Here is a 20,243-nt window from a genome sequence, read left to right as displayed (position 1 = left end):
GACGGCGCTCACACCGAGCATTCCGCCGGATCCCCGCCGGTTCTCATGCCAAGACGCAGTCACGCAGGGTGGCGGCGGGATCGACGATCCTGGCGGCGTTCACCCGCTTCCCCGCCTCGATCAGGCGCCGCCCCTGGACGAGGTCCCTGGGGCGGTCGACGGTCAGCACGGCGGCCAGCCGGTCGTCCTCGGTGAGCCAGCAGGCAGCCCATTTCCGGTCCTCGCGCGGCCTCCCCCTCAGGACAAGTCGGGCGCCCTCGCGGTATCCGGCGAACTGCACCATCCGGCCGAACTGCTCGGACCAGAAGTACGGGACGGGGTCGTACACCGCGTCCTCTCCGAGCAGCGTGGCGGCGGCGGTGTCCGGCGCGCCGAGCGCGTTATCCCAGTGCTCGACCCGCAGGCGCCTGCCGAACCTGCGGGACCACCAGTTCGCGCAGTCGCCCACGGCGACGACGCCGGGGACCGACGTGCGCAGGTGCTCGTCCACGAGGACGCCGTCGTCGAGTTCGACGGCGGAGCCCTTCAGCCATTCGACGGCGGGGCGGACGCCGACGCCGGTGACGACGACGTCGGCGGGGATGCGCGCGCCGGACATGAGCGTCAGGCCGTCGGGGTCGACGGAGCCGACCATGGCGCCGAGCCGGAGCTCGATGCCGGCTTCGCCGTACCAGCCGGTGGTGTAGGCGCCGACGGTGGTACCGAGGGCCGCGGCGAGGGGCGTCTCCCCCGCCTCGACGACCGTGACGGCGCATCCCGCCCTGGCCGCGGCGGTGGCGACCTCCGCGCCGATCCAGCCGGCGCCGATGACGGCGACGCGGGCGCCGGGCACGAGCCGGGCGCGCAGCTCGATGGCGTCGTCGATGGTGCGCAGGACGTACTGCCTGCCCTCACCGCGCAGCCGGATGGGGGTCGCCCCTGTGGCGATGACGAGCCCGTCGTAGGCGAGTTCTCCTTCTGTGGTTTCCAGTACGCCGGTCCCGAGCCCCTTGGCGGCGGTCCCGAGGAGCAGCCGCACGTTCAGGGCGTCCAGGTCGGAGTCGACCACAGTGGAGTCGGTCTCTCCGAGCAGCACCGCCTTGGAGAGGGGCGGCCTGTCATAGGGGCGATGAGGTTCCTCGCCGATCAGCGTGATCCGGCCGGCGAACCCGTGGGCTCGCAGTGCCTCGATGCTCCGTATCCCGGCCAGGCCGGCACCTACCACCACGACGTGATCCACGCCCCGACACTAGATCGGCGACCGGGGCACCCGCCAATGGAGATTTGGTAACGAGTTGAGCAAGTAGCCCGCACAATGCGCGACGACCATGTTGTGCGTGACGCTCCCGATCAAGACTAGTCTTGAGGCGTAAGACGCGCGGGAGCCCGGCGAGCCGGGCTGAGAGGAGAGCACTCCAGGCTCTCGACCGCCAGAACACCTGATCCGGATAATGCCGGCGAAGGGAGCGCACAGATTGCGTGGCTACGACGTGGTCGTCGTGGGTGGTGGCGTGGTGGGCCTGTCGGCCGCATGGCGTACCGCACGGCTCGGCCTTTCCGTGGCGGTGGTGGATCCCGATCCCGGCGCGGGCGCGTCGCACGCCGCGGCGGGCATGTTGGCCCCGGTCAGCGAGGTGACGTACACCGAGGAGCCGCTGCTGCGCCTCGGACTGGCGTCGTTGGAGAGGTGGCCGTCGTTCCGGGACGCCCTCCAGGAGGAGAGCGGCGTCGACGTCGACTACCGCGCCGACGGCACGCTCGAGGTCGCGTACGGCCCGGACGACATGGCCTACCTGGAGGATCTCGCGGCGTTCGAGGAGACGCTCGGCCTGCGGGTGGAGCGGCTGACCGGGCGCGAGTGCCGCCGGTACGAACCGATGTTGTCTCCGTCGGTACGCGGCGGGCTGCTGGCGGCCGACGACGCCTGGGTGAACCCGCGCCTGGTGGTGCGGGCGCTGCTGACGGCGTTCGAGCGGGCGGGCGGCACGCTGGTCCCGGACCGGGTGGCCGAGCTGGCCGAGGCGGCGGACGAGGTCCGGGGCGTACGACTGGCGTCCGGCGAGGTGCTGGCCGGGTCGCGGGTGGTGGTCGCGGCCGGTTCCTGGTCCGCGTCGCTGGCTCCCGGCCTGCCGGTACGGCCGGTCAAGGGGCAGATCCTGCGGCTGCGCGGCCCGAAGGGGTTCCTGACCCGGTGCGTACGCGGGATGGTGCACGGCTCGCCCGCGTACCTGGTTCCGAGAGGCGACGGCGAGATCACGCTCGGCGCCACGGTGGAGGAGCTGGGGTTCGACGGCCGGGTGACCGCGGGCGGCGTGTACGAGTTGCTGCGCGACGCACGCGAACTCGTTCCCGGCATCACGGAGTTGGAGCTGGCGGAGACGACCGTCGGCTTCCGGCCGGGGACGCCGGACAACCTGCCGCTGATCGGTCCGGCGGTCGCGCCGGGCGTGATCGCGGCCACCGGGCACCACCGCGGCGGTGTGCTGCTCGCGCCGGTCACCGCGGAGGCGGTCACGGCGTTCCTGACCGGCGGCGACGTTCCGGAGGCCGTCCGGTCCTGCGACCCGGGGAGGGGCGTCCGATGAAGGTGACGATCAATGGAAACGCCGGTGAGCTGCCCGACGGCATGACCGTGGCGGAGGCCGTACGCACGCTGACGGCGCTGACCAGCGGCGTCGCCGTGGCGGTCAACGACGTGGTGGTGAGCAGGGGCTCGTGGGAGTCGACGGCGCTGGCTGAGAACGACCGGGTCGAGGTGCTGACGGCGGTGCAGGGAGGATGACCGTGAACGACGCGGACGACGTGCTGGTCCTGGGCGGGGAGAAGTTCACCTCGCGACTGATCATGGGGACCGGGGGCGCGCCCTCGCTCGACGTGCTCGACCGGGCCCTGGAGGCGTCCGGCACCGAGCTGACCACGGTGGCGATGCGCAGGCTCGATCCCGCGGTCCAGGGGTCGGTGCTCGACGTGCTGCGCCGGCGGAACATCCGGGTGCTGCCCAACACGGCCGGCTGCTTCACCGCGGGAGAGGCCGTGCTGACCGCTCGCCTGGCCAGGGAGGCCCTGGAGACGAACTGGGTCAAGCTGGAGGTCATCGCGGACGAGCGGACCCTGCTGCCCGACCCGATCGAGACGTTCGACGCCGCCGAGCGACTGGTCGCGGACGGGTTCACGGTGCTCCCGTACATCGGGGACGACCCGGCGCTGGCCCGCAGGCTGGAGCAGGCCGGCTGCGCGGCGGTGATGCCGCTGGGCGCGCCGATCGGATCCGGTCTGGGCGTCCGCAACCCGCACAGCATCGAGCTGATCGCCGAGGCGGCCTCGGTGCCGGTGATCCTCGACGCGGGCGTCGGCACCGCGAGCGACGCCGCGCTGGCCATGGAGCTGGGCTGCGACGCCGTGCTGCTGGCGACCGCGGTGACCCGCGCGCAGCGACCGGAGCTGATGGCCGCCGCCATGCGCTCGGCGGTCGAAGCGGGACGTATGGCGCGCCTGGCGGGCCGCATCCCCCGGCGCCGCTACGCGGAGGCGTCCTCGCCGTCCCTGCCGAGGTTCGCATAACGTTCAGAAACGGTCTCGTTTTGGAGCCGGAGAGCCCTACCCGTGGCAAAGGAGCCGTAAACTCGGGCGGGTGGACACGACGCTAACCGACCCGTTGGTGGGGCAGCTGCTCGACGGGCGTTATCGCGTCGAGTCCCGGATCGCCCGGGGTGGAATGGCCTCCGTCTATCTGGCTCTGGACGTCCGGCTCGACCGCACGGTGGCGCTCAAGGTGATGCACCGGTCCCTCGCCGAGGACCCGCAGTTCGTCAAGCGGTTCATCGGCGAGGCGAAGTCGGTCGCGAGCCTGTCGCACCCCAACGTGGTGCAGGTCTTCGACCAGGGCACGGACGGGTCCACCGTCTACCTCTCGATGGAGTACGTGCCGGGCAAGACGCTGCGCGACGTGCTGCGCTCGCGCGGCCCGCTGCCCGCACGCGAGGCGCTGGAACTCATGATCCCCGTCCTCGCCGCCCTCGGCGCCGCCCACCAGGCGGGGCTCGTCCACCGGGACGTCAAGCCGGAGAACGTGCTGCTCGCCGACGACGGCCGGGTGAAGGTCGTGGACTTCGGCCTGGCCCGGGCCGTCGAGGCGAGCAACCAGACGAAGACCGGCATGATGATCGGCACGATCGGTTACATGTCGCCCGAGCAGGTGACCTCCGGCGTCGCGGACGCCCGCAGCGACGTCTACGCGGCCGGAGTCATGCTGTTCGAGCTGATCACCGGGCGGCAGCCGTACGAGGGCGAGACACCGATGTCCATCGCCTACCGGCACGTGCACGACAGCGTCCCCGCCCCGTCGTCGATCATCTCCAGTGTCCCGCCGCAGATCGACGCGCTGGTGGCCGCGGCCACCGACAGGGACCCGGCCCGGCGCCCCGCCGACGCGACCGCCATGCTGGTCGCCGCCGTGGAGGCGCACCGCACGTTGCCGCGCGGACACACCGGGCAGCATTCCACGCCTCTCGGGGCGGGGTCCGGCACGGCCGGCACCACCAGCACCCCGGGGATCTCCAGTACGCCCGGGACCGCGTACGCCACGGGCGCCCACACGTCCGACGTGGCCGGGCACACGATGATCCAGCCGAAACCCGAGCTGGCGACGGTCCCGCCCGCGCAGTCCACGTCACGCCGGTGGCGGCCGAACTGGTTCATCGTCGGTCTGGCGGTGGTGATGGTCGCGGGCATCGCCTTCACCGGCTGGTGGTTCTCCCAGGCGCGCTACACGCAGGTGCCCGACCTGCTCGGCCAGAACATCACGGCGGCCAGGCAGCAGGCGGAGAACGCCGGCTTCAAGGTCAAGATCGGCGAGCCCCGGTTCGACGAGGAGGTCCAGAAGGACCGCGTCCTGGAGATCTCCCCCGCCCCGGGCGCCGAGGTGGAGAAGGGGGCGGAGCTGACGCTCGTGGCCTCGGCGGGGCCGGAGACCGTCCCGGTGCCGAACGTCGAGAAGCTCAGCGCCGGAGACGCCAAGGTCAAGATCGCCGAGGCCGGCCTGGAGGTCGGCCGGGTGAGCAAGGTGCCGAGCGACACCATCGCGCGCGACCTCGTGGTCCGCACCAACCCGTCGGTCGGTGAGAGGGTCAGGAAGGGCGCAACCATCAATCTGGTGGTCAGCGCGGGCCTGCTGATGCCGGACGTCTCGCAGATGATGAAGGACCAAGCGGTCCAGTTCCTCCAGGAGAAGGGCTTCACCGTCCAGGTCGACGAGACCGGCGACAGCACTCCTCCCGGCACCGTGATCGCCCAGGACCCGGCCGCGGGCGCCGAGGTCACCGCCGGATCCCCCGTACGGCTGACGGTCTCGAAGGGACCGGACACCGGCTGGCACTGGCCGTGGGAGACCGACGACTCGCTGGCCACCCCCGACTTCGTGAACGTCCCCGACGTACGGCTCAAGGCCGTGCAGGAGGCCAAGCGCGAGCTGGAGGCCGCCGGGTTCAAGGTCAAGATGCGCAAGCTGATGGGCGGCCAGCGCGTCGTGGGCGAGAACCCCCTCGGCCAGCAGCCGATGGGCTCGACGATCACCATCTGGTACTGACACCGCGGAGCGCCCGCCGCGACCGGCGGGCGCTCCGGAATATGACCGTGGCGCCACGGGGACCGTTGCGACAGGTCACCGCTCCGGCCACAGCCGTTCCGATCAGAGCCGTTCGGGCAGAGCCATTTGATCAGAGCCGTTTGATCAGGGCCGTTCCGATCAGAGTGGGTCGCCGAGCAACGAGCCGAGCAGTCGCAGCCGGGCCAGCCCGCCGTCGGGGAAGATGTCGAGCCTGACGTGGGTCAGGGGACGATCGCCGTCCAGGCGGAACCGGTGCCGCGTGTCGGGCTGGAGCCGGGTCCTCGGCAACACGGTGAACCAGGCGTCCTCGTCCTCCAGCGCCGCCGCGCGCGCGTCGATGCCCGTGAGCGCGGCCGATCCCGGCGCGTTGAACAGCAGGTTCGAGGTGTCCAGTTCGGCCACGGCGACGGTGCCCGCGCCGGCCAGGGCGACGATCAGCCAGTCGTTGCCGCCGTCCCGCCTGCGGGCGGTCTCCCAGCCCTCGGCCTGGTTCCTGGCCTGACCTGGGGCGAGGACGTTGTTGGGCGAGGAGTAGAACTCGTCCGAGCAGGCGACGACGACCGCCCCGTTCTCCAGCGCCGCGAGATCGACGGTGAGACCGGAAAGGAACCGGGGGTCGGGCACCACCTCGCCGTGCACCCGCAGCCGGGCCACGCCGCCGTCGGGCAAGATGTTCAGCCGCACGTGCGTGAACCGGCGCCGGTCGGCCACCTCGAACTCGTGGGCGGTGTCGCCCTTGAGCGGGGCGCGCGGCACGATCTCCGCCCACCCGGTCAACTCGTCCGGGGAGCAGCCCGCGTCGGCCGCGCACGCCTCGACCGACGCGAACGGCGGATAGTTGCCCTTGAACCACGCGGTGTCGATCACGATCGACCGGATCACCCCGGGCATGCCGAGCCGTACCACGGCCCAGTCGTGGCCGGGCTCACGCCGCCTCCGGGTCTCCCACCCGTCGTAGACCTGGCCCTTCGCGCCGAACGTGTGCGGCCGGAACTCGGCCGGCCCCGGCCTGATCAGGGCCTCCTTCTCCGCGAACGACTCGTCGCTCGCCGCGACCACCGACCCGCCGTACGAGCGGAGCGCGAGGTCGGGAAGCCTGCCGAGATCCGTCATCCGATCCCCTCCTTGGTGAGGAACCTGCCGTGCGGGGTGACGAGGTCGGCCGGTCGGCCGCGCAGCCACGTGCGGACGACGACGCCGGTCAGCGCCCTGCCGTGATAGGGCGACACCGGGTTCCTGTGGTGCAGCGCGGCGGCGTCCACGGTGAACCCCGCCTCCGGATCGAAGGCGACCAGGTCCGCGTCCGCACCCGGCCGGATCGCCCCCTTGTACGGCAGGCCGACCAGCGCCGCCGGCCCCTCCGCCATCCACCGCGTCACGGCGCTCAGGCCGTGGCCCCGCGCGCTCGCGGACGTCCACACAGCGGGGAGGCCGAGCTGCAGCGAGGAGATCCCGCCCCAGGCCGCGGCGAAGTCGGGCACCTTGAGGTCGGGCGTGGACGGCGAGTGGTCGGAGACGACACCCATCAGCACGCCGTCGGCGAGTCCCTCCCAGAGGGCGTCGCGGTTGGCGGCCTCCCTGATCGGGGGGCAGCACTTGTACGCGGGTCCGCTGACCTCCTCGGCGGTCAGGGTGAGGTAGTGCGGGCAGGTCTCCGCGCTGATCCGCACACCGTCGCGCCGGGCGGCCCGCAGCGGTTCCAGGCAGGACGCGGAGGAGACGTGCACGATGTGGGCGCGAGCTCCGGTCTCGGCGGCCAGCTCGATGACCTGCTCGACGGCTCTCCGCTCGGCCTCCGCCGTTCGAGATGCCAAGAAATCCGGATATGTCGGGCCGAGCGGGTCGGTGAGCACCGCCGGGTCCTCCGCGTGGACGATCATCAGCCCGTCGAACTCCGCCAGCACCCGGAGTGCCTCCCGCAGCCCGGCGCGATCCAGAGCGGGGAACTCGTCCACGCCGGACGGCGAGAGGAAGCACTTGACGCCGAACACCCCCGCCCGGTGCAGCGGCTCCAGCTCGCCCGAGTTGCCGGGGATCGCGCCGCCCCAGAAACCGACGTCGACGTGGCACTGCCCCTCGGCGGCCTTCCGCTTGACCTCCAGCGCGGCCACGCTGACCGTCGGCGGCAGCGCGTTGAGCGGCATGTCGACGATCGTGGTGACACCTCCGGCCGCCGCCGCCCTGGTGGCCGAGGCGAACCCCTCCCAGTGCGTACGGCCCGGCTCGTTGACGTGCACGTGGGTGTCGACGAGACCGGGCAGCAAAGCCACCTCGCCGAGGTCCACGGTCTCCCGCGCGGGCGGGGGCGCGTCGTGCGGGCGCAGCGCCGCGATCCTCCCGGCCCGCACGGCCACCGCGAGCGGCCCCTCCCCCTCCGGGGTCACCACCCGGCGGGAGCGCACGACCAGGTCGAACTCCGCGCGCTCATCGCCTTCCGCGTGGACCATACGGGACCTCCGTGGGCTTCCTAGTGATCGCTCCGGCCGGCAGACGGGGAGAGCCGGTCGGCGGCGATGGCCGCGGCCAGGCGCTCCAGCAGCGGCCCCGCCTCCGCGACGCACCGCTCGACGTCGGGTTCGAGATCGGTCAGGGCGTAGGCGGCGGTGATGCCCGCCGCGTGGAGCTCCTCGTCCGAGATCGACCGGCGGCCGCACACGGCGACGACCGGGACCCCGTGCTTGGCCGCCGCCGAGGCCACGCCCACCGGCGCCTTCCCGCGCAGGGACTGCTCGTCCAGCGATCCCTCGCCGGTGATGACCAGCCGCGCGCCCTCGACGTGCCGGTCGAACTCCAGCAGGCCGAGGAGGTACTCGATGCCGGGGCTGACCTCGGCGTGCAGGAAGGCCATCGCGGCGAAGCCGACGCCGCCGGCCGCTCCGGCTCCGGGCCGACCGGCCACGCCCATCGCGCGTACGACACCGTCGTGCTCGGCCGCTCCCACGACGCCGTGGGTGTGCGCGGCGACGGCGGCCAGCCGGGCCAGGCCGGCCTCCAGCATCGCCACGTCCTGCGGACCGGCCCCCTTCTGCGGGGCGTACACGGCCGCCGCTCCGTGCGGCCCGAGCAGGGGGTTGTCCACGTCGCTCGCGACCACGAACTCCACGTCCGAGAGATCACCGCCGGAATGCCCGTGACCGTGCCCGTGGCCCTGCTCGTGCTCGTGCTCGTGCTCGCGCGTGTGGCCCAGGCCGAACGCCGAGACGTCGATCGTGGCCAGGTTCCTGAGCGCGCCTCCGCCGGGAGGCAGCTCGCCGCCGTCGCCGTCGAGCAGGCGCGCGCCGAGGGCCTGGATCATGCCGGCGCCGCCGTCGGTGCAGGCGCTGCCGCCGAGCCCGAGCACGACCCTGCGGGCGCCGTGCCGTACGGCATGGGCGATCAGCTCGCCGGTCCCGTAGCTCGTGGCCGTCAGAGGAGCGGGGCCCTCCGGCAGCAGCCGCAGGCCGGACGCCTCGGCCAGCTCGATCACCGCGACGCCGTCCCGGGTGGCGTAGGACGCGCGGACGGGACGGCCGGTGGGACCGGTCACCTCGACCTCGACCCGGGTGAAACCGCACGCCACGACCGCGTCCACCGTGCCGTCACCGCCGTCGGCCACCGGGAGCGACACGACGGGCACGTCCCCCAGCCCGACGGCCAGGTGCGCGGCCACGTCCGCGGCGGCCAGCGACCCCCTGAACTTGTCCGGCGCGATGACGACGTGGTCCCTCATTGCTGCTCCCTGGTGCTCGGCGAACGGATGACGACCATCATCGTCGAACGCCGTACCTCACCTCGACGGGCCTGGCCATCACGCCGCACCCGTCAGGCGGCGGTGCGCCGCCGCGCCCGCCCGGGCCGCCTCCGCGCCGGAGACCGTGCGAAGCTCGCCGTCCTCGACCAGGGTCCGGCCGCCCGCCAGCAGCCGGGCCAGCGGCGGCGTCCGGCCGTACGCGAACGCGACCACCGGATCGTCGATCGCGGCGAAGAAGCCGTCCAGCCGCCACAGGGCGACGTCGGCCAGCTTGCCCGGCTCCAGCGTCCCGATCTCCGCCCCGCGGCCGAGACAGCGGGCGCCGCCCAGCGTGGCCAGCTCAAGCGCCTGACGGGCGGTCAGGGCACGCGGGCCGTACCGGGCACGCTGCATGAGCATGGCCATCCGGATCTCACCCGCCAGCGTGGTCATCTCGCTGGAGGCGGCGCCGTCGACGCCGAGGCCCACGGGCGCTCCCGCACGCAGCAGGTCGCACACCCGGGCGATGCCCGCACCGAGGCGGCCGTTCGACGACGGGCAGTGCGCGGTCCCCGTGCCGGTCTCGGCGAACCTCTGGACGTCCTTGTCGGTCAGGTGGACGGCGTGGGCCAGCCACACGTCGGGACCCAGCCAGCCGAGCCGGTCGAGGTACTCCACGGGGAGGACGCCGAACTGCTCCACGCAGTGCTGGTCCTCGTCCTGGGTCTCGGCGATGTGCGTGTGCAACCGTACGCCGTGGGAGCGGGCGAGCTCGGCGGACCACACCATCAGCTCGCCGCTCACCGAGAAGGGCGAGCAGGGGGCGACCGCGACCCGGAGCATCGACCCGAACGACGGGTCATGATATTTCCGGATCGCGTCCTCGGTGGCGGCGAGGATGGCGTCGGGCTCCTCCACGACCTCGTCCGGGGGCAGGCCGCCCTTGGACCGCCCCCGGTCCATCGACCCCCTGCAGGGGTGGAACCGCACGCCGATCCGCCGGGCCGCCTCGATCTCCGCGTCGAACAGGTCGCCGCGCCCCTTGGGGAAGACGTAGTGGTGGTCGGTCGTGGTGGTGCATCCCGACATGGCCAGCCAGGCGAGCCCCGCCGTCGCGGCCCCGTGCACCACCTCGGCGTCCATCCCGGCCCACAGCGGATAGCTCGCGACCAGCCACTCGAACAGCGTCCCGTCGGGGGTGACTCCCTGCGCGGCCCACTGATAGAGGTGGTGATGCGTGTTGACCAGGCCGGGCGTCGCCAGGCACCCGCTCCCGTCGATCCGCTCGCTGTCGCCGTCGCCGGATCCGCCGCCGGATCCGCCATCGGTCACGCCGTCGAGCACCGCGTCCGCGGGGCCGGGGCCGACCGCGACGATGCGATCCCCCTCGATCACGACATGTCCGGACGGGATCTCCGCACCGGCCACCGGGACGATGTACGCGTTCTCGATGATCACGCGCCGGAGTGGCCGATCAGTCATCGGAGGCTCCCTGCTGTGGCGGGACGAGCGGCGTGTCCCGTGCGGCGCACGCGCGGGCGGCGGCCAGGCGCACGGCGTCGAGGATCTTCTCGTATCCCGTGCACCGGCACAGGTTGCCGGCCAGGGCCTCGCGGATCTCGGCGTCCGCCGGCACTCCGGACGCGCCCGCGATCAGGGAGTGCGCCTGCACGACGAGCCCCGGTGTACAGAACCCGCACTGTACGGCTCCCGCCTCGACGAAGCAGCGCTGCACCTCGTCGAGGCCGCCGTCCGCGGGCTCCCCCTCAGCGGAGACGTCCTCGCTCCGCGTACCGCCTCCGGAGGAGAGCCCCTCCACGGTGATCACCTCACGGCCTTCGGCCTGCCCGGCGGCCACCAGGCACGCGCACACCGTGACCCCGTCGAGGTAGACCGTGCACGACCCGCACTCGCCCTGCTCGCAGGCGTTCTTCGCGCCGGGCAGCCCCAGCCGCTCGCGCAGGACGTACAGCAGGCTCTCGCCCTCCCAGACGTCGTCGGCGGACATCCGTTCGCCGTTGACGGAGACGTTCACCCGCATCGGACCTCCATCGGAAGGCGCCACGAGAAGACCCGGCCGTCCGGCCGGGAGGCGTCGGGGATCATCCGCTGTCACCGCTCCCTTCGTCCGCCCGGCCGGCCGGGCCCGCCGTGTGGTCGGTCCAGGCCCAGCCGAGCGCCCGGCGGGCCATGACACCCAGCGCGTGTCGCCGGTAGGCCGCCCGGCCGCGCACGTCGTCGATGGGCGACGCGGCCTCGGCGACCAGCTCGCCGAACCTGCGGGCGAGCGCGGGGTCGAGCGGCCCGCGGCCGTCCCAGTCGAGCTCCCCCGCCAGGAACTCCTCGGCCGCGTACGCCCGGCGGGGCGTGGGGGCGGCGGAGCCGATCCCGGTGCCCGCGCGCCGCTCCCCCGGACGCAGGGCGATGGCGAAGGAGCACACCGCGATCACCATCGCGTTCCTGGTACCGATCTTGGAGAAGTACTGCGGGCCGGCGGCCGGAGGGACGTGGACCGCGCGGATCAGCTCGTCGTCCTCCAGCGCGTTGCGTTTCACCCCGAGGTAGAACTCCGCGATCGGGATCAGCCGCGTGCCGCGCACCGACGCGGCCTCGACCAGCGCTCCGGACGCGAGGAGCGGCGGGTGGCCGTCCCCGGCGGGCGAGGCCGCCCCCAGGTTGCCCGCGACCGTCCCCCGGTTGCGGATCTGCGGCGATCCCACGGTCCGGGACGCCTGTGCGAGCCCCGGCAGCCACCCGCCCAGCTCCGCGATCAGCCGCGCGTACGTCACCCCCGCTCCCACGCGCAGCATCGGCGCGCCGTCCCCCGTCCAGGACCACTCGGCCAGCTCGGCGACGGGGTTCAGGTCGAGGAGGGCCGCCGGACGCCCCTTGTCGAGGTTGATCTCGACCATCACGTCCGTGCCGCCCTGGATCGGCGTGGCGTCCGGCCTCGCGGCCTTCATCGCCAGGGCCTCCCCCCAGGTGCCGGGGCGCAGGAAGTCCATCGTCGTCACTCCCAGGCCGGTCCGGCGGCGGGCGCGTCGTCGCGCAGGACCGTCCCCTCGATCAGCCCGTACGGCCGGTCGGCGGCGAGGTACACCTCGTCCGGGTTGTCCAGCCCGAAGGGCGCGAGATCCACCGGGAAGTGGTGCCTGTTCGGCAGCGCCAGCCGTACCTCGCAGATCTCGGGGCAGTCGGCGAGCACCCGGGCCCCCATGGCGTACAACGTCTGCTGGAGGGAGAGGCTGTAGGTCCCGGCGAAGGCCGTCAGCAGCGCCTGCCGAACCGACTCGTACGACTTGTCCCAGTTCTTCGCGCCGTCCTCGTCCGGGTCGGCGGAACTCACCGCGGAATGCCGCCAGGACGCCTCGACCGCCGTGGCCAGGATCCGGTCACGGGTCTCCGGCAGGGTCGTGTACTCGTCCTTCACGAAACCCCAGAACTCGGAGTTCGTGGTGTTCAGCACGACCAGGTCGCGCAGCCCGCACACCATCCAGGCGGCCGACCCGTCGTAGTGGGCGACGCAGGTGCGCACCTCCCTGCCGGAGCGCACGAACGAGTGCCCGGATCCGGCGTTCCGCTCCCAGGCGTACTCCTCGATCGCGACCCGCGCCCGGTGGATGGTCGGCCGCGAGTCCACGAAGTGCCGGGCGAGCAGCAGGGCGAAGTCCTCGACCGCGCCGACGCCGTGTTTCCTGGCGAACGCGAACACCGTGTTCTTCTGCGCGTCCGTGGTGAGCACGGCCGAGTTGTCGCCGGTCAGGTGCACGTCGGCCATCTCACCGGACAGCGACGTGCTGACGTTGAGATCCTTGATGTGGTGGACGTCGCCGTGCCGGGTGACCCTGACCACCCTGGTCTCGGCCTTGCCGTACCGGTTGGGCCCCAAGATGATCACATCAGCTCCCGCGGTAGGTCGAGTAGGCGAACGGGCTGAGCAGCAGCGGCACGTGGCAGTGGCCGCCGGGCTCCCGGACCCTGAAGACGACGCTGACCTCGGGGAAGAAGGCGTCCTTCCCGAGGTACTCCCCCGTGTGGAAGACCAGGCGGTAGGTGCCGGGACGCGGGTCCACGCCCTCGACCCACTCCGCGCTCACCGGCGACCACTCCCGGATCCGGCCGTCCTCGTCCGTGCGGCCCTCGGCCGCGGCGAGGAAGCCGTGCACGGTCATCCGCGAGAGCCGGACGAGCACGCCGGCCGCGGGCAGCCCCTTCGCCGTGTCGAGCACGTGGGTGGAGAGGCTCACCGGCCGGTCACCGCCTTCTCCAGGCGCAGCCGCACGATCTCGGCGAGTTCGGCGCGGACGATCGTCCGTTCGGTCTCCTCGTCGTTCGCGAGCCGGGCCAGCAGCAGCCCGAGCATCTCCTCGGCGCTCCTGCCCGTGGCGCGTACCAGGTAGACGTGGCCGAACCGTTCCTCATAGACCGCGTTTCCCCTGGCGATGGCGTCGAGCACGGTCCGGGCCGCACCGGCCGTACCGGACTGCTCGGTCCGGGACCACCGCGCCTCGCGCTCGCCGTCTGCCGCCCGCCCGGCGACGGCCCGCTCCCCGATCCGGGGATGCGCCGCGAGTGCCTCCTCCACGTCGGGCCAGTCCAGCGCCGCGATCGCCTCCTCGCCCGCCGCCGTCAGCGCGGCGAGGTCCGCGTACGGCTGCCGCGCCGCGACCGCGGCCATCCAGGTCGTGGACGCGCAGCAGGAGCACAGCTCCTCCTGGCTGAGTTCTCGCATGCCAGCAGTCAACATCGCGGCCGAGGGCCGGGTCTAGCAGCGCGAACACACAACTGTCCGGTCGTGTCCCAGCCGGGGTTTGTACGTTGCCACAAAGGCCCGGACACTAGGCTGGATTCATCATGACCCCTAGAAATGCGATTGGCGCGCACGTTTCCGTCGCGGGCGGTCTCGCCACCGGCGGACTGCGCCATGCGGCCGACGTCGGCGCCGAGATCATCCAGGTCTTCGTCACCAACCCCCGGTCCTGGGCGCTCAATGACGGCCACCCGATCGAGGACGCGAAACTCGCCGCGTCAGAGCTGCCGGTCTTCGCGCACTCCTCTTACCTCGTGAACTTCGGCTCGCCCACCGCGGCGACGTTGACCAACTCCGTGGCGGTGATCAGACACACGCTCCGGCGCGGCGCCGAGATCGGCGCTCTCGGCGTGGTGATGCACACCGGCTCCGCCGTCAGCCAGTCCAGGGACGACGCCTTCCGCCAGGTGCGCGAGCACCTGCTCCCGCTGCTGGACGAGATCCCCGAAGGCGGCCCCGATCTGCTGCTCGAGCCGATGGCGGGGCAGGGGCAGATGCTCTGCGCGACCGTGCAGGACCTCGGCCCCTACCTCGACGCGCTGGATCACCATCCGAAGGTGGGCGTCTGCCTGGACACCTGTCACGCCTTCGCCGCCGGGCACGACCTGGCCGCTCCGGGCGGGGTGCGGGCGACGTTCGACGCGCTGCACCAGGTCGCCCCCGGACGGCTCAAGCTGATCCACGCGAACGATTCGAAGGACGTGTGCGGTTCCAAGAAGGACCGCCACGAGAACATCGGCGCCGGTCACATCGGCGCGGAGCCGTTCGCCGAGATCATGCGCCACCCCGCGACCGCCGGAGTGCCGCTCTGCATCGAGACGCCGGGCAAGGTGGACCAGGACCGGGAGAACATCGCGCTCCTGAAGAAGCTGCGCGACTGACCCGCGTCGCCGAGGCCGTCCCTCGCCTCCGTGCCCGTTACGCCGTTCCCGTTACGCCGTTCCCGTTTACGCGCCGGGCGGCGCCGGACGACGGTGAACGGTGATGGGCGAGGGTGCACGGTGGTGGATGACGGAGAGCCCGCTCGCGGTCCGGCGCCCCCGATGGCCGGACCGCTTTCGCGGATCCCGTGACAGGTCATATCCGGCAGACATCGCCTCACTCGGCAATTCACCGTCTGCCGGATATTTCCCAATCGGCCCCATCCCCAGTGAGGGCCCGCCTGGCATCCGCGCGGCATGGTCACGAACTACTTCAGCTACGCGGCGTGGCCTTGCAATGACGGAGAGATTACGGTGGCGGGCCGTACCCGCGACCGGACTTCGGACGAGCGGTCGGTGTTTCGCGACGCGCGCGCGGACCCGTCCGGACCGGCGGCCGGTAGGACGCGACGAACGGTCGGACCCCTCACCCCGCCGCCTGGCGTCCCCTGTCACATCGCGCCGACCGGCGGGCCGGCCGCGGGCCCGACAGATGGGCTGGCCGGCGGACCGACAGACGGGCCGGCCGACGGACCGGTCACCCGCAGGCGCCGGACGAGCTGGTCGCGAACCTGCCGGGCGTGCCGCCTGCTGACCGGCAGCGTCTCCGTCCCGACCTGGAGCACCATCCGCCCCGCGTCGAAGCGCAGTTCGCTGACGTGGCGGGTGTTGACGAGCGTGCTGCGGTGCGCGCGGAGGAACCCCGAGCCGCCCCAGCGGCGTTCGAGCGCGGCGAGGGGCATCCGCACGAGGTAGGCCCCGTCCACCGTGTGCAGGCGTACGTAGTCGCCGTGGGCCTCGGCGTACCAGACGGCCTGCCGCTGGACGAACTTGGTGCGCCCGGCCAGCTCGACCGGGATGACGTCGGTGTCGTCCTCCTCCTCGGCGGCCGCCGCCGCGACCGCGCAGGAGAGCCGTCGTACGGCCTCCGCCAACCGGTCGGCGCGCACCGGCTTGAGAACGTAGTCGACGGCCTCCAGCTCGAAGGCCCGGACCGCGCAGTCGTGGGCGGTGACGAAGACCAGCCGGGGCCGGCTGGGGAGTCCGGCGATCACCCTGGCCAGTTCGAGACCGTCCAGACCGGGCAACCGGATGTCGAGGAAGGCGCCGTCGAGGCGCTCACCGGCGCCCATCATCGACACGATCGTGTGGAGCGCGCTCAGCCCGTCCCGGGCGGTGGTGACGTGCTCGATCCGCTCGTTCTGGCGTAGGAGATAGGCGAGTTCGGACAAGGCGGACGCCTCGTCGTCGACGGCCATGACACGCAGCATGCCCACCACCGTGCCGCCTCGTCCGCGGGGCCCGCAAGGGGTTCGGCGACGAAGAGTGCGCGATCGACTACGCAAGGGAGGCGGACGCGGGGCGTCAGGGAGGGCCCTCGCCCGGCTCCTCCTGGTAGGAGTAGCGCTGCTCCCGCCAGGGATCGGCGATGTTGTGGTAGCCGCGCTCCTCCCAGAAGCCGCGCCTGTCCTCCGTCAGGTATTCCACCCCGCGCACCCACTTCACGCTCTTCCAGGCGTACAGGTGCGGGACCACGATGCGTACGGGGAATCCGCGCTCGGGGCTGAGTGGCTTGTCGTCAAGATCGGTGGCGAACAGGGTGGTGTCACGGTCGAAGTCGTCCATGCGGATGTTCGCGCTGTAGCCGTACTCAGCCCAGATCATGACATGCCGTACGCCGGGAGCCGGAGGGACCTCCTCCAGCAGTGTCCGCGCCCCGATGCCCGACCATTCGTTACCCATGATCGAGAACTTGGTGACGCAGTGGAAGTCGGCGATCACCGCGGTCCTGGGCAGCGCGGCGAACTCCTCCCACCCGAACATGTGCGCGTCACCTGAGGCGGTGGCGCCGAACACCTGGAACCGCCAGCTCTGGGGACGGAACGCCGGAACCCGGCCGTAGTGGATGACGGGCCGGCCGCGCGGGATGTACTGCCCGGGGGGCAGACGGCTCTCCTCTTCGGGAATCTCCGGCACGTCGCCATACTGCCACCAGCCGTTCCGTTCACCGGCACCGGGACCCCGCCAGCCGCCCTGCCCGGCACCGCCCCCGCATGATCGGCGCGACGGAACGCCAAGGTGGGAGCGGAACGCGCCCCCACCCTTCGTGATCGCGATCAGGGACGGGTGCCATTCGCGGTGCCGGACATGCGCTATATTGCGTGGCATGCGTATCGCTGAGTTTTGGTATGGCGACGGACCCGCAGGGACCGCTCGCCTCCTAGCGCTGCGCTGACAGCCAAGGCGAACGAAAGGCCCCGGGTCCACACGGACCCGGGGCCTTTCGCGTTTCGCGAGGAAACCGACAGGCACCTGCAAGGAGTGATCATGGTCATCGTCATGGGGTCCGAGGCGACCCAGGACGACATCGAGTCGATCGTGGGGATCGTCAGCACGTCCGGTGGCGAGGCGTTCGTCAGCCGGGGCGTGAACCGTACGATCATCGGCCTGGTCGGCGACATCGAGCGTTTCGCGGCGCTGAACATCCGCGGCATGTCCGGCGTCGCGGACGTCATGCGCGTGTCCATGCCGTACAAGCTGGTCAGCAGGGAGAACCATCCCGAACGCTCCACCGTCAGGGTGGGCGGGGTGCCCATCGGCCCGGACACCGTGACGCTGATCGCGGGCCCGTGCGCGGTCGAGACCCCGCAGCAGACCCTGGAGGCCGCCGAGATGGCCAAGGCCGCGGGCGCGACCCTGCTGCGCGGCGGCGCCTTCAAGCCGCGCACGTCGCCGTACGCCTTCCAGGGGCTGGGCGAGGAAGGGCTGCGCATCCTGGCCGACGTACGCGAGAAGACCGGCCTGCCGATCGTCACCGAGGTCGTGGACGCCCACGACGTCGAACTGGTCGCGTCCTACGCCGACATGCTCCAGATCGGCACCCGCAACACACAGAACTTCGCGCTGCTCCAGGCCGTCGGCAAGGCGGGCAAGCCGGTCATGCTCAAGCGCGGCATGAGCGGCACGATCGAAGAGTGGCTGATGTCGGCCGAGTACATCGCGCAGCGCGGCAACCTCGACATCGTGCTCTGCGAGCGCGGCATCCGCACGTTCGAGACCGCCACCCGCAACACCCTCGACGTGTCCGCGGTCCCCGTGGCGCAGCGGCTCTCCCACCTCCCCGTGATCATCGACCCGTCCCACTCGGGCGGCCGCCGCGACCTCGTCCTGCCGCTCACCCGCGCGGCCATCGCCGTCGGAGCGGACGGCGTGATCATCGATGTCCACCCCCACCCCGAGCAGGCGCTCTGCGACGGCCCCCAGGCTCTGGTCAACGGCGACCTGCGCGAGCTCGCGCGGGTGATGCGCCAGTTCCCCCCGCTCCTCGGACGCACCCTCACCGACGCCACGCACGCCGCCCCGGTGCCCGCGTGACCTTCTTCCGCCTACGGGCGCGGTCCGCCACCGCGTGATCCCACGCCCGTGATCTTCTACCCCAGACGACCGGGTACGGCTTGCGCCACGAGCGGCGAGCCGTACCGACCGTCCGGGCATTTTTAGGGTGAAATCCGCGAATAGCCGCAGGTCGGACGAGTTTCCGGGGATTCCCTGGAATTCCAGCGGGCGGCGGAGCTGGGAAAATACGCTGCCCCGCATGCTGCCCAAACCTGACGACATCATTGACCGCGACGAGGAATGGAAGATCCTCAACCGGTTCGCGAAAACATCCCCCAGCGGGCGCCCGGGCTCCTCGGTGGCCGCCTGGACCGGCCGCCGCCGCGCCGGGAAGTCCTACCTTCTCGCGCGATTCACGAAGGCGACCGACGGGTTCTACTTCCAGGCTGACCTTGAGGAGACGCTTTCCCAGGCCCAAGAGCGGTTCCGTGACGAACTGGCCGTCTATGACCTTTCACTCATCGCCGATCTGTCGACGCTGCCCATCGCCGCGAACGACACCTGGGACCGGTTGCTCGAGATCGCGATGAACGCCACATTCCGCCGGAGGCAGGGCCGCCGGGTCCCGCCCGTGGTGATCGACGAGTTCCCCTATCTGCTGCGCGACGCGCCGCATCTGCCGTCGATCGTCAAGGCCATCCACGACTCCCATATGTTCCCGCCCGGAGAGGTCGCCCCACCGGGTGTCCGGATCCGTTACTACGACCGGATCATCGAGGGCTGCCTGCTGCTCTGCGGCTCGGCGATGTCGACGATCCACGAGCTCGGCCACGGCTCTCGGCCGCTCTTCGGCCGTCTCACCTTCAAGATGACCATGAACGCCTTCGATCACGTCGATATGGCGCGGTTCTGGGGGATCAAGGACCGCCGGGTCGCGTTCACTCTCTTCGCGGTACTCGGCGGGGCCCCGGGTTACATGGAGGCCCTCGTCAAGCAAGCCGGACTACCGGCTCCTGAGACCATGGAGGAGCTGGACGCCTGGATCACGGAGGCGTTGCTGCGTCCGCAGCCGGACTTCTTCACCGACGCCGAGATGGATCATCTGCTCCGCGAGGATCCGCGCATCGGGGACAAGGACATCTATCGGCAGGCGATGAAGGCCATCTCCGGGGGCGCGACGACCCTGGCGAAGATCGGTGGGGTGATCGGCCGCCCCAAGGACGAGACCGACGCGATCGTCGCCCGGCTGGTGGCCATGCGCTATGTCGACGAGCAGCGCGACCTCCTGCGCCCCCGCGACTACCTCTTCCGGCTGACGGATCCGATCATCCGCTTCCATCACGCCGTGGTCCGATCGCGCATTTCCAAGCTGGAGAAGGGGCAGACGACTCCGGCCGCAGCCTGGCGGGATGCCCAGCACAGCTTCCGCTCCCAGGTGCTCGGTCCAGCGTTCGAGCACATCGCCACCTGGAGCGCGTTCCGGCTGCTGTCTGACCGGAAGGTCGACCTCGGCTCCGACGGCTGGACGCTGGTGCCCGATCCCGCCAACCGGACAACCCATGAAGTGGACTACCTCGGTCTCGCGTTCGACACCAGTGCGCGCCCCACGGGCTCGACGATCACCGTGATCGGCGAGACCAAGGCGACGGAGCGACCGCGTGGCCTGAAGGACCTGGAGCGCCTCCGCCACATCAGAGCGCTGCTGGCCAAGGACCACGACGCGGCGAACGCCGTACTCGCGATCTTCTCGATGCACGGCTTCTCGGACCACCTGCGCGAGGCGGCGAAGGAGGCTCCCGGCGAGGTCATGCTGTTCGACCTCGACGACGTCTACGAGTACCGGAAGCCTTCCTTCTGACCTACCCGGCCGGAGTGACGGCCCGG

Annotated in this window: 19 protein-coding genes and 1 riboswitch; of the genes, 7 read left to right on the top strand and 12 right to left on the bottom strand. The window is 71.7% G+C overall.

Annotated elements, in window-relative coordinates:
* Positions 1 to 43: 43 nt before the first annotated feature.
* Positions 44 to 1,219 (bottom strand): FAD-dependent oxidoreductase, encoded by a 1,176-nt coding sequence (locus tag IMZ11_RS21975; protein WP_228644232.1) that lies wholly within the window; start codon positions 1,217 to 1,219, stop codon positions 44 to 46.
* Positions 1,220 to 1,347: 128 nt separating this feature from the next.
* A riboswitch (TPP riboswitch) is annotated at positions 1,348 to 1,462 on the top strand.
* Between IMZ11_RS21975 and thiO the strand changes: the two genes are divergently transcribed.
* From thiO to pknB, 4 genes are all read left to right on the top strand, one after another.
* On the top strand, positions 1,455 to 2,564 hold the full coding sequence (gene thiO, locus IMZ11_RS21970; protein ID WP_308066833.1) for a glycine oxidase ThiO: 1,110 nt from the start codon (positions 1,455 to 1,457) through the stop codon (positions 2,562 to 2,564). It overlaps the preceding riboswitch by 8 nt.
* Positions 2,561 to 2,761, top strand: a complete 201-nt coding sequence (thiS, locus tag IMZ11_RS21965; protein WP_061256649.1) for a sulfur carrier protein ThiS — start codon at positions 2,561 to 2,563, stop codon at positions 2,759 to 2,761. The genes thiO and thiS overlap by 4 nt, the downstream gene beginning before the upstream one ends.
* On the top strand, positions 2,758 to 3,540 hold the full coding sequence (locus tag IMZ11_RS21960) for a thiazole synthase (protein ID WP_061256647.1): 783 nt from the start codon (positions 2,758 to 2,760) through the stop codon (positions 3,538 to 3,540). The genes thiS and IMZ11_RS21960 overlap by 4 nt, the downstream gene beginning before the upstream one ends.
* A gap of 70 nt (positions 3,541 to 3,610) precedes the next feature.
* Positions 3,611 to 5,563 (top strand): Stk1 family PASTA domain-containing Ser/Thr kinase, encoded by a 1,953-nt coding sequence (pknB, locus tag IMZ11_RS21955; protein ID WP_228644230.1) that lies wholly within the window; start codon positions 3,611 to 3,613, stop codon positions 5,561 to 5,563.
* A gap of 159 nt (positions 5,564 to 5,722) precedes the next feature.
* On the opposite strand, the gene alc is transcribed toward pknB, so the two are convergent.
* The 9 genes from alc to uraD all read right to left on the bottom strand — a co-directional run bounded on the left by alc (position 5,723) and on the right by uraD (position 14,025).
* The gene (gene alc, locus IMZ11_RS21950) at positions 5,723 to 6,697 is read right to left on the bottom strand and encodes an allantoicase (protein ID WP_228644229.1); all 975 of its coding nucleotides are present in this window, start codon (positions 6,695 to 6,697) and stop codon (positions 5,723 to 5,725) included.
* Entirely contained in the window at positions 6,694 to 8,031 is a 1,338-nt protein-coding gene (allB, locus tag IMZ11_RS21945) for an allantoinase AllB (protein ID WP_228644228.1), read from the bottom strand. Before allB ends, alc begins: the two co-directional genes overlap by 4 nt.
* A 20-nt stretch (positions 8,032 to 8,051) precedes the next feature.
* Positions 8,052 to 9,293, bottom strand: coding sequence for a glycerate kinase (locus tag IMZ11_RS21940; RefSeq protein WP_228644227.1), 1,242 nt, complete (start codon positions 9,291 to 9,293; stop codon positions 8,052 to 8,054).
* Positions 9,294 to 9,371: 78 nt separating this feature from the next.
* Positions 9,372 to 10,775, bottom strand: coding sequence for an 8-oxoguanine deaminase (locus IMZ11_RS21935; protein WP_228644226.1), 1,404 nt, complete (start codon positions 10,773 to 10,775; stop codon positions 9,372 to 9,374).
* Positions 10,768 to 11,334 carry a (2Fe-2S)-binding protein gene (locus IMZ11_RS21930; RefSeq protein ID WP_061256637.1) on the bottom strand — a complete coding sequence of 189 codons (567 nt, stop codon included), beginning with the start codon at positions 11,332 to 11,334 and terminating at the stop codon, positions 10,768 to 10,770. The genes IMZ11_RS21935 and IMZ11_RS21930 overlap by 8 nt, the downstream gene beginning before the upstream one ends.
* 61 nt (positions 11,335 to 11,395) lie before the next feature.
* Entirely contained in the window at positions 11,396 to 12,298 is a 903-nt protein-coding gene (locus IMZ11_RS21925) for a xanthine dehydrogenase family protein subunit M (protein WP_228644225.1), read from the bottom strand.
* 5 nt (positions 12,299 to 12,303) lie between these two features.
* Positions 12,304 to 13,191, bottom strand: a complete 888-nt coding sequence (gene pucL, locus IMZ11_RS21920; RefSeq protein WP_228644224.1) for a factor-independent urate hydroxylase — start codon at positions 13,189 to 13,191, stop codon at positions 12,304 to 12,306.
* 1 nt (position 13,192) lies between these two features.
* A complete protein-coding gene (gene uraH / locus IMZ11_RS21915; protein WP_228644223.1) occupies positions 13,193 to 13,540 on the bottom strand; it encodes a hydroxyisourate hydrolase in 348 nt (115 codons plus the stop codon).
* Positions 13,537 to 14,025, bottom strand: a complete 489-nt coding sequence (gene uraD, locus IMZ11_RS21910; protein ID WP_228644222.1) for a 2-oxo-4-hydroxy-4-carboxy-5-ureidoimidazoline decarboxylase — start codon at positions 14,023 to 14,025, stop codon at positions 13,537 to 13,539. Before uraD ends, uraH begins: the two co-directional genes overlap by 4 nt.
* Positions 14,026 to 14,147: 122 nt before the next feature.
* Between uraD and IMZ11_RS21905 the strand changes: the two genes are divergently transcribed.
* The gene (locus tag IMZ11_RS21905) at positions 14,148 to 14,984 is read left to right on the top strand and encodes a deoxyribonuclease IV (RefSeq protein WP_228644221.1); all 837 of its coding nucleotides are present in this window, start codon (positions 14,148 to 14,150) and stop codon (positions 14,982 to 14,984) included.
* A 491-nt stretch (positions 14,985 to 15,475) separates the two neighbouring features.
* Here the strand turns inward: IMZ11_RS21905 and IMZ11_RS21900 are convergent, their stop codons facing one another.
* Positions 15,476 to 16,294, bottom strand: a complete 819-nt coding sequence (locus IMZ11_RS21900; protein WP_228644220.1) for a LytTR family DNA-binding domain-containing protein — start codon at positions 16,292 to 16,294, stop codon at positions 15,476 to 15,478.
* Between the two features lie 94 nt (positions 16,295 to 16,388).
* Positions 16,389 to 17,000 carry a sulfite oxidase-like oxidoreductase gene (locus IMZ11_RS21895; RefSeq protein ID WP_061256626.1) on the bottom strand — a complete coding sequence of 204 codons (612 nt, stop codon included), beginning with the start codon at positions 16,998 to 17,000 and terminating at the stop codon, positions 16,389 to 16,391.
* Between the two features lie 351 nt (positions 17,001 to 17,351).
* Here IMZ11_RS21895 and aroF point away from each other — a divergent pair, with 351 nt between their 5' ends.
* Complete coding sequence (gene aroF / locus IMZ11_RS21890; protein ID WP_228644219.1) at positions 17,352 to 18,398, top strand: 3-deoxy-7-phosphoheptulonate synthase; 1,047 nt, start codon at positions 17,352 to 17,354, stop codon at positions 18,396 to 18,398.
* Between the two features lie 220 nt (positions 18,399 to 18,618).
* Complete coding sequence (locus IMZ11_RS21885) at positions 18,619 to 20,217, top strand: ATP-binding protein (RefSeq protein WP_228644218.1); 1,599 nt, start codon at positions 18,619 to 18,621, stop codon at positions 20,215 to 20,217.
* Positions 20,218 to 20,243 lie beyond the last annotated feature (26 nt).

This window comes from Microtetraspora sp. AC03309, from assembly GCF_020826795.1.
Lineage (GTDB): Bacteria > Actinomycetota > Actinomycetes > Streptosporangiales > Streptosporangiaceae > Microtetraspora > Microtetraspora glauca.
Note: the sequence above shows the minus strand (reverse complement) of the source record. Positions and strands in the feature narration are given on the sequence as shown.

What these genes read in the sequence shown, in the direction of transcription:
- thiS (WP_061256649.1), top strand. Translation starts at nt 2,561, where the DNA reads ATGAAGGTGACGATCAATGGAAACGCCGGTGAGCTGCCCGACGGCATG.
- IMZ11_RS21960 (WP_061256647.1), top strand. Translation starts at nt 2,758, where the DNA reads ATGACCGTGAACGACGCGGACGACGTGCTGGTCCTGGGCGGGGAGAAG.
- alc (WP_228644229.1), bottom strand. Translation starts at nt 6,697, where the DNA reads ATGACGGATCTCGGCAGGCTTCCCGACCTCGCGCTCCGCTCGTACGGC.
- allB (WP_228644228.1), bottom strand. Translation starts at nt 8,031, where the DNA reads ATGGTCCACGCGGAAGGCGATGAGCGCGCGGAGTTCGACCTGGTCGTG.
- IMZ11_RS21940 (WP_228644227.1), bottom strand. Translation starts at nt 9,293, where the DNA reads ATGAGGGACCACGTCGTCATCGCGCCGGACAAGTTCAGGGGGTCGCTG.
- IMZ11_RS21935 (WP_228644226.1), bottom strand. Translation starts at nt 10,775, where the DNA reads ATGACTGATCGGCCACTCCGGCGCGTGATCATCGAGAACGCGTACATC.
- IMZ11_RS21930 (WP_061256637.1), bottom strand. Translation starts at nt 11,334, where the DNA reads ATGCGGGTGAACGTCTCCGTCAACGGCGAACGGATGTCCGCCGACGAC.
- IMZ11_RS21925 (WP_228644225.1), bottom strand. Translation starts at nt 12,298, where the DNA reads ATGGACTTCCTGCGCCCCGGCACCTGGGGGGAGGCCCTGGCGATGAAG.
- uraD (WP_228644222.1), bottom strand. Translation starts at nt 14,025, where the DNA reads ATGCGAGAACTCAGCCAGGAGGAGCTGTGCTCCTGCTGCGCGTCCACG.
- IMZ11_RS21905 (WP_228644221.1), top strand. Translation starts at nt 14,148, where the DNA reads ATGACCCCTAGAAATGCGATTGGCGCGCACGTTTCCGTCGCGGGCGGT.
- IMZ11_RS21900 (WP_228644220.1), bottom strand. Translation starts at nt 16,294, where the DNA reads ATGCTGCGTGTCATGGCCGTCGACGACGAGGCGTCCGCCTTGTCCGAA.
- aroF (WP_228644219.1), top strand. Translation starts at nt 17,352, where the DNA reads ATGGTCATCGTCATGGGGTCCGAGGCGACCCAGGACGACATCGAGTCG.
- IMZ11_RS21885 (WP_228644218.1), top strand. Translation starts at nt 18,619, where the DNA reads ATGCTGCCCAAACCTGACGACATCATTGACCGCGACGAGGAATGGAAG.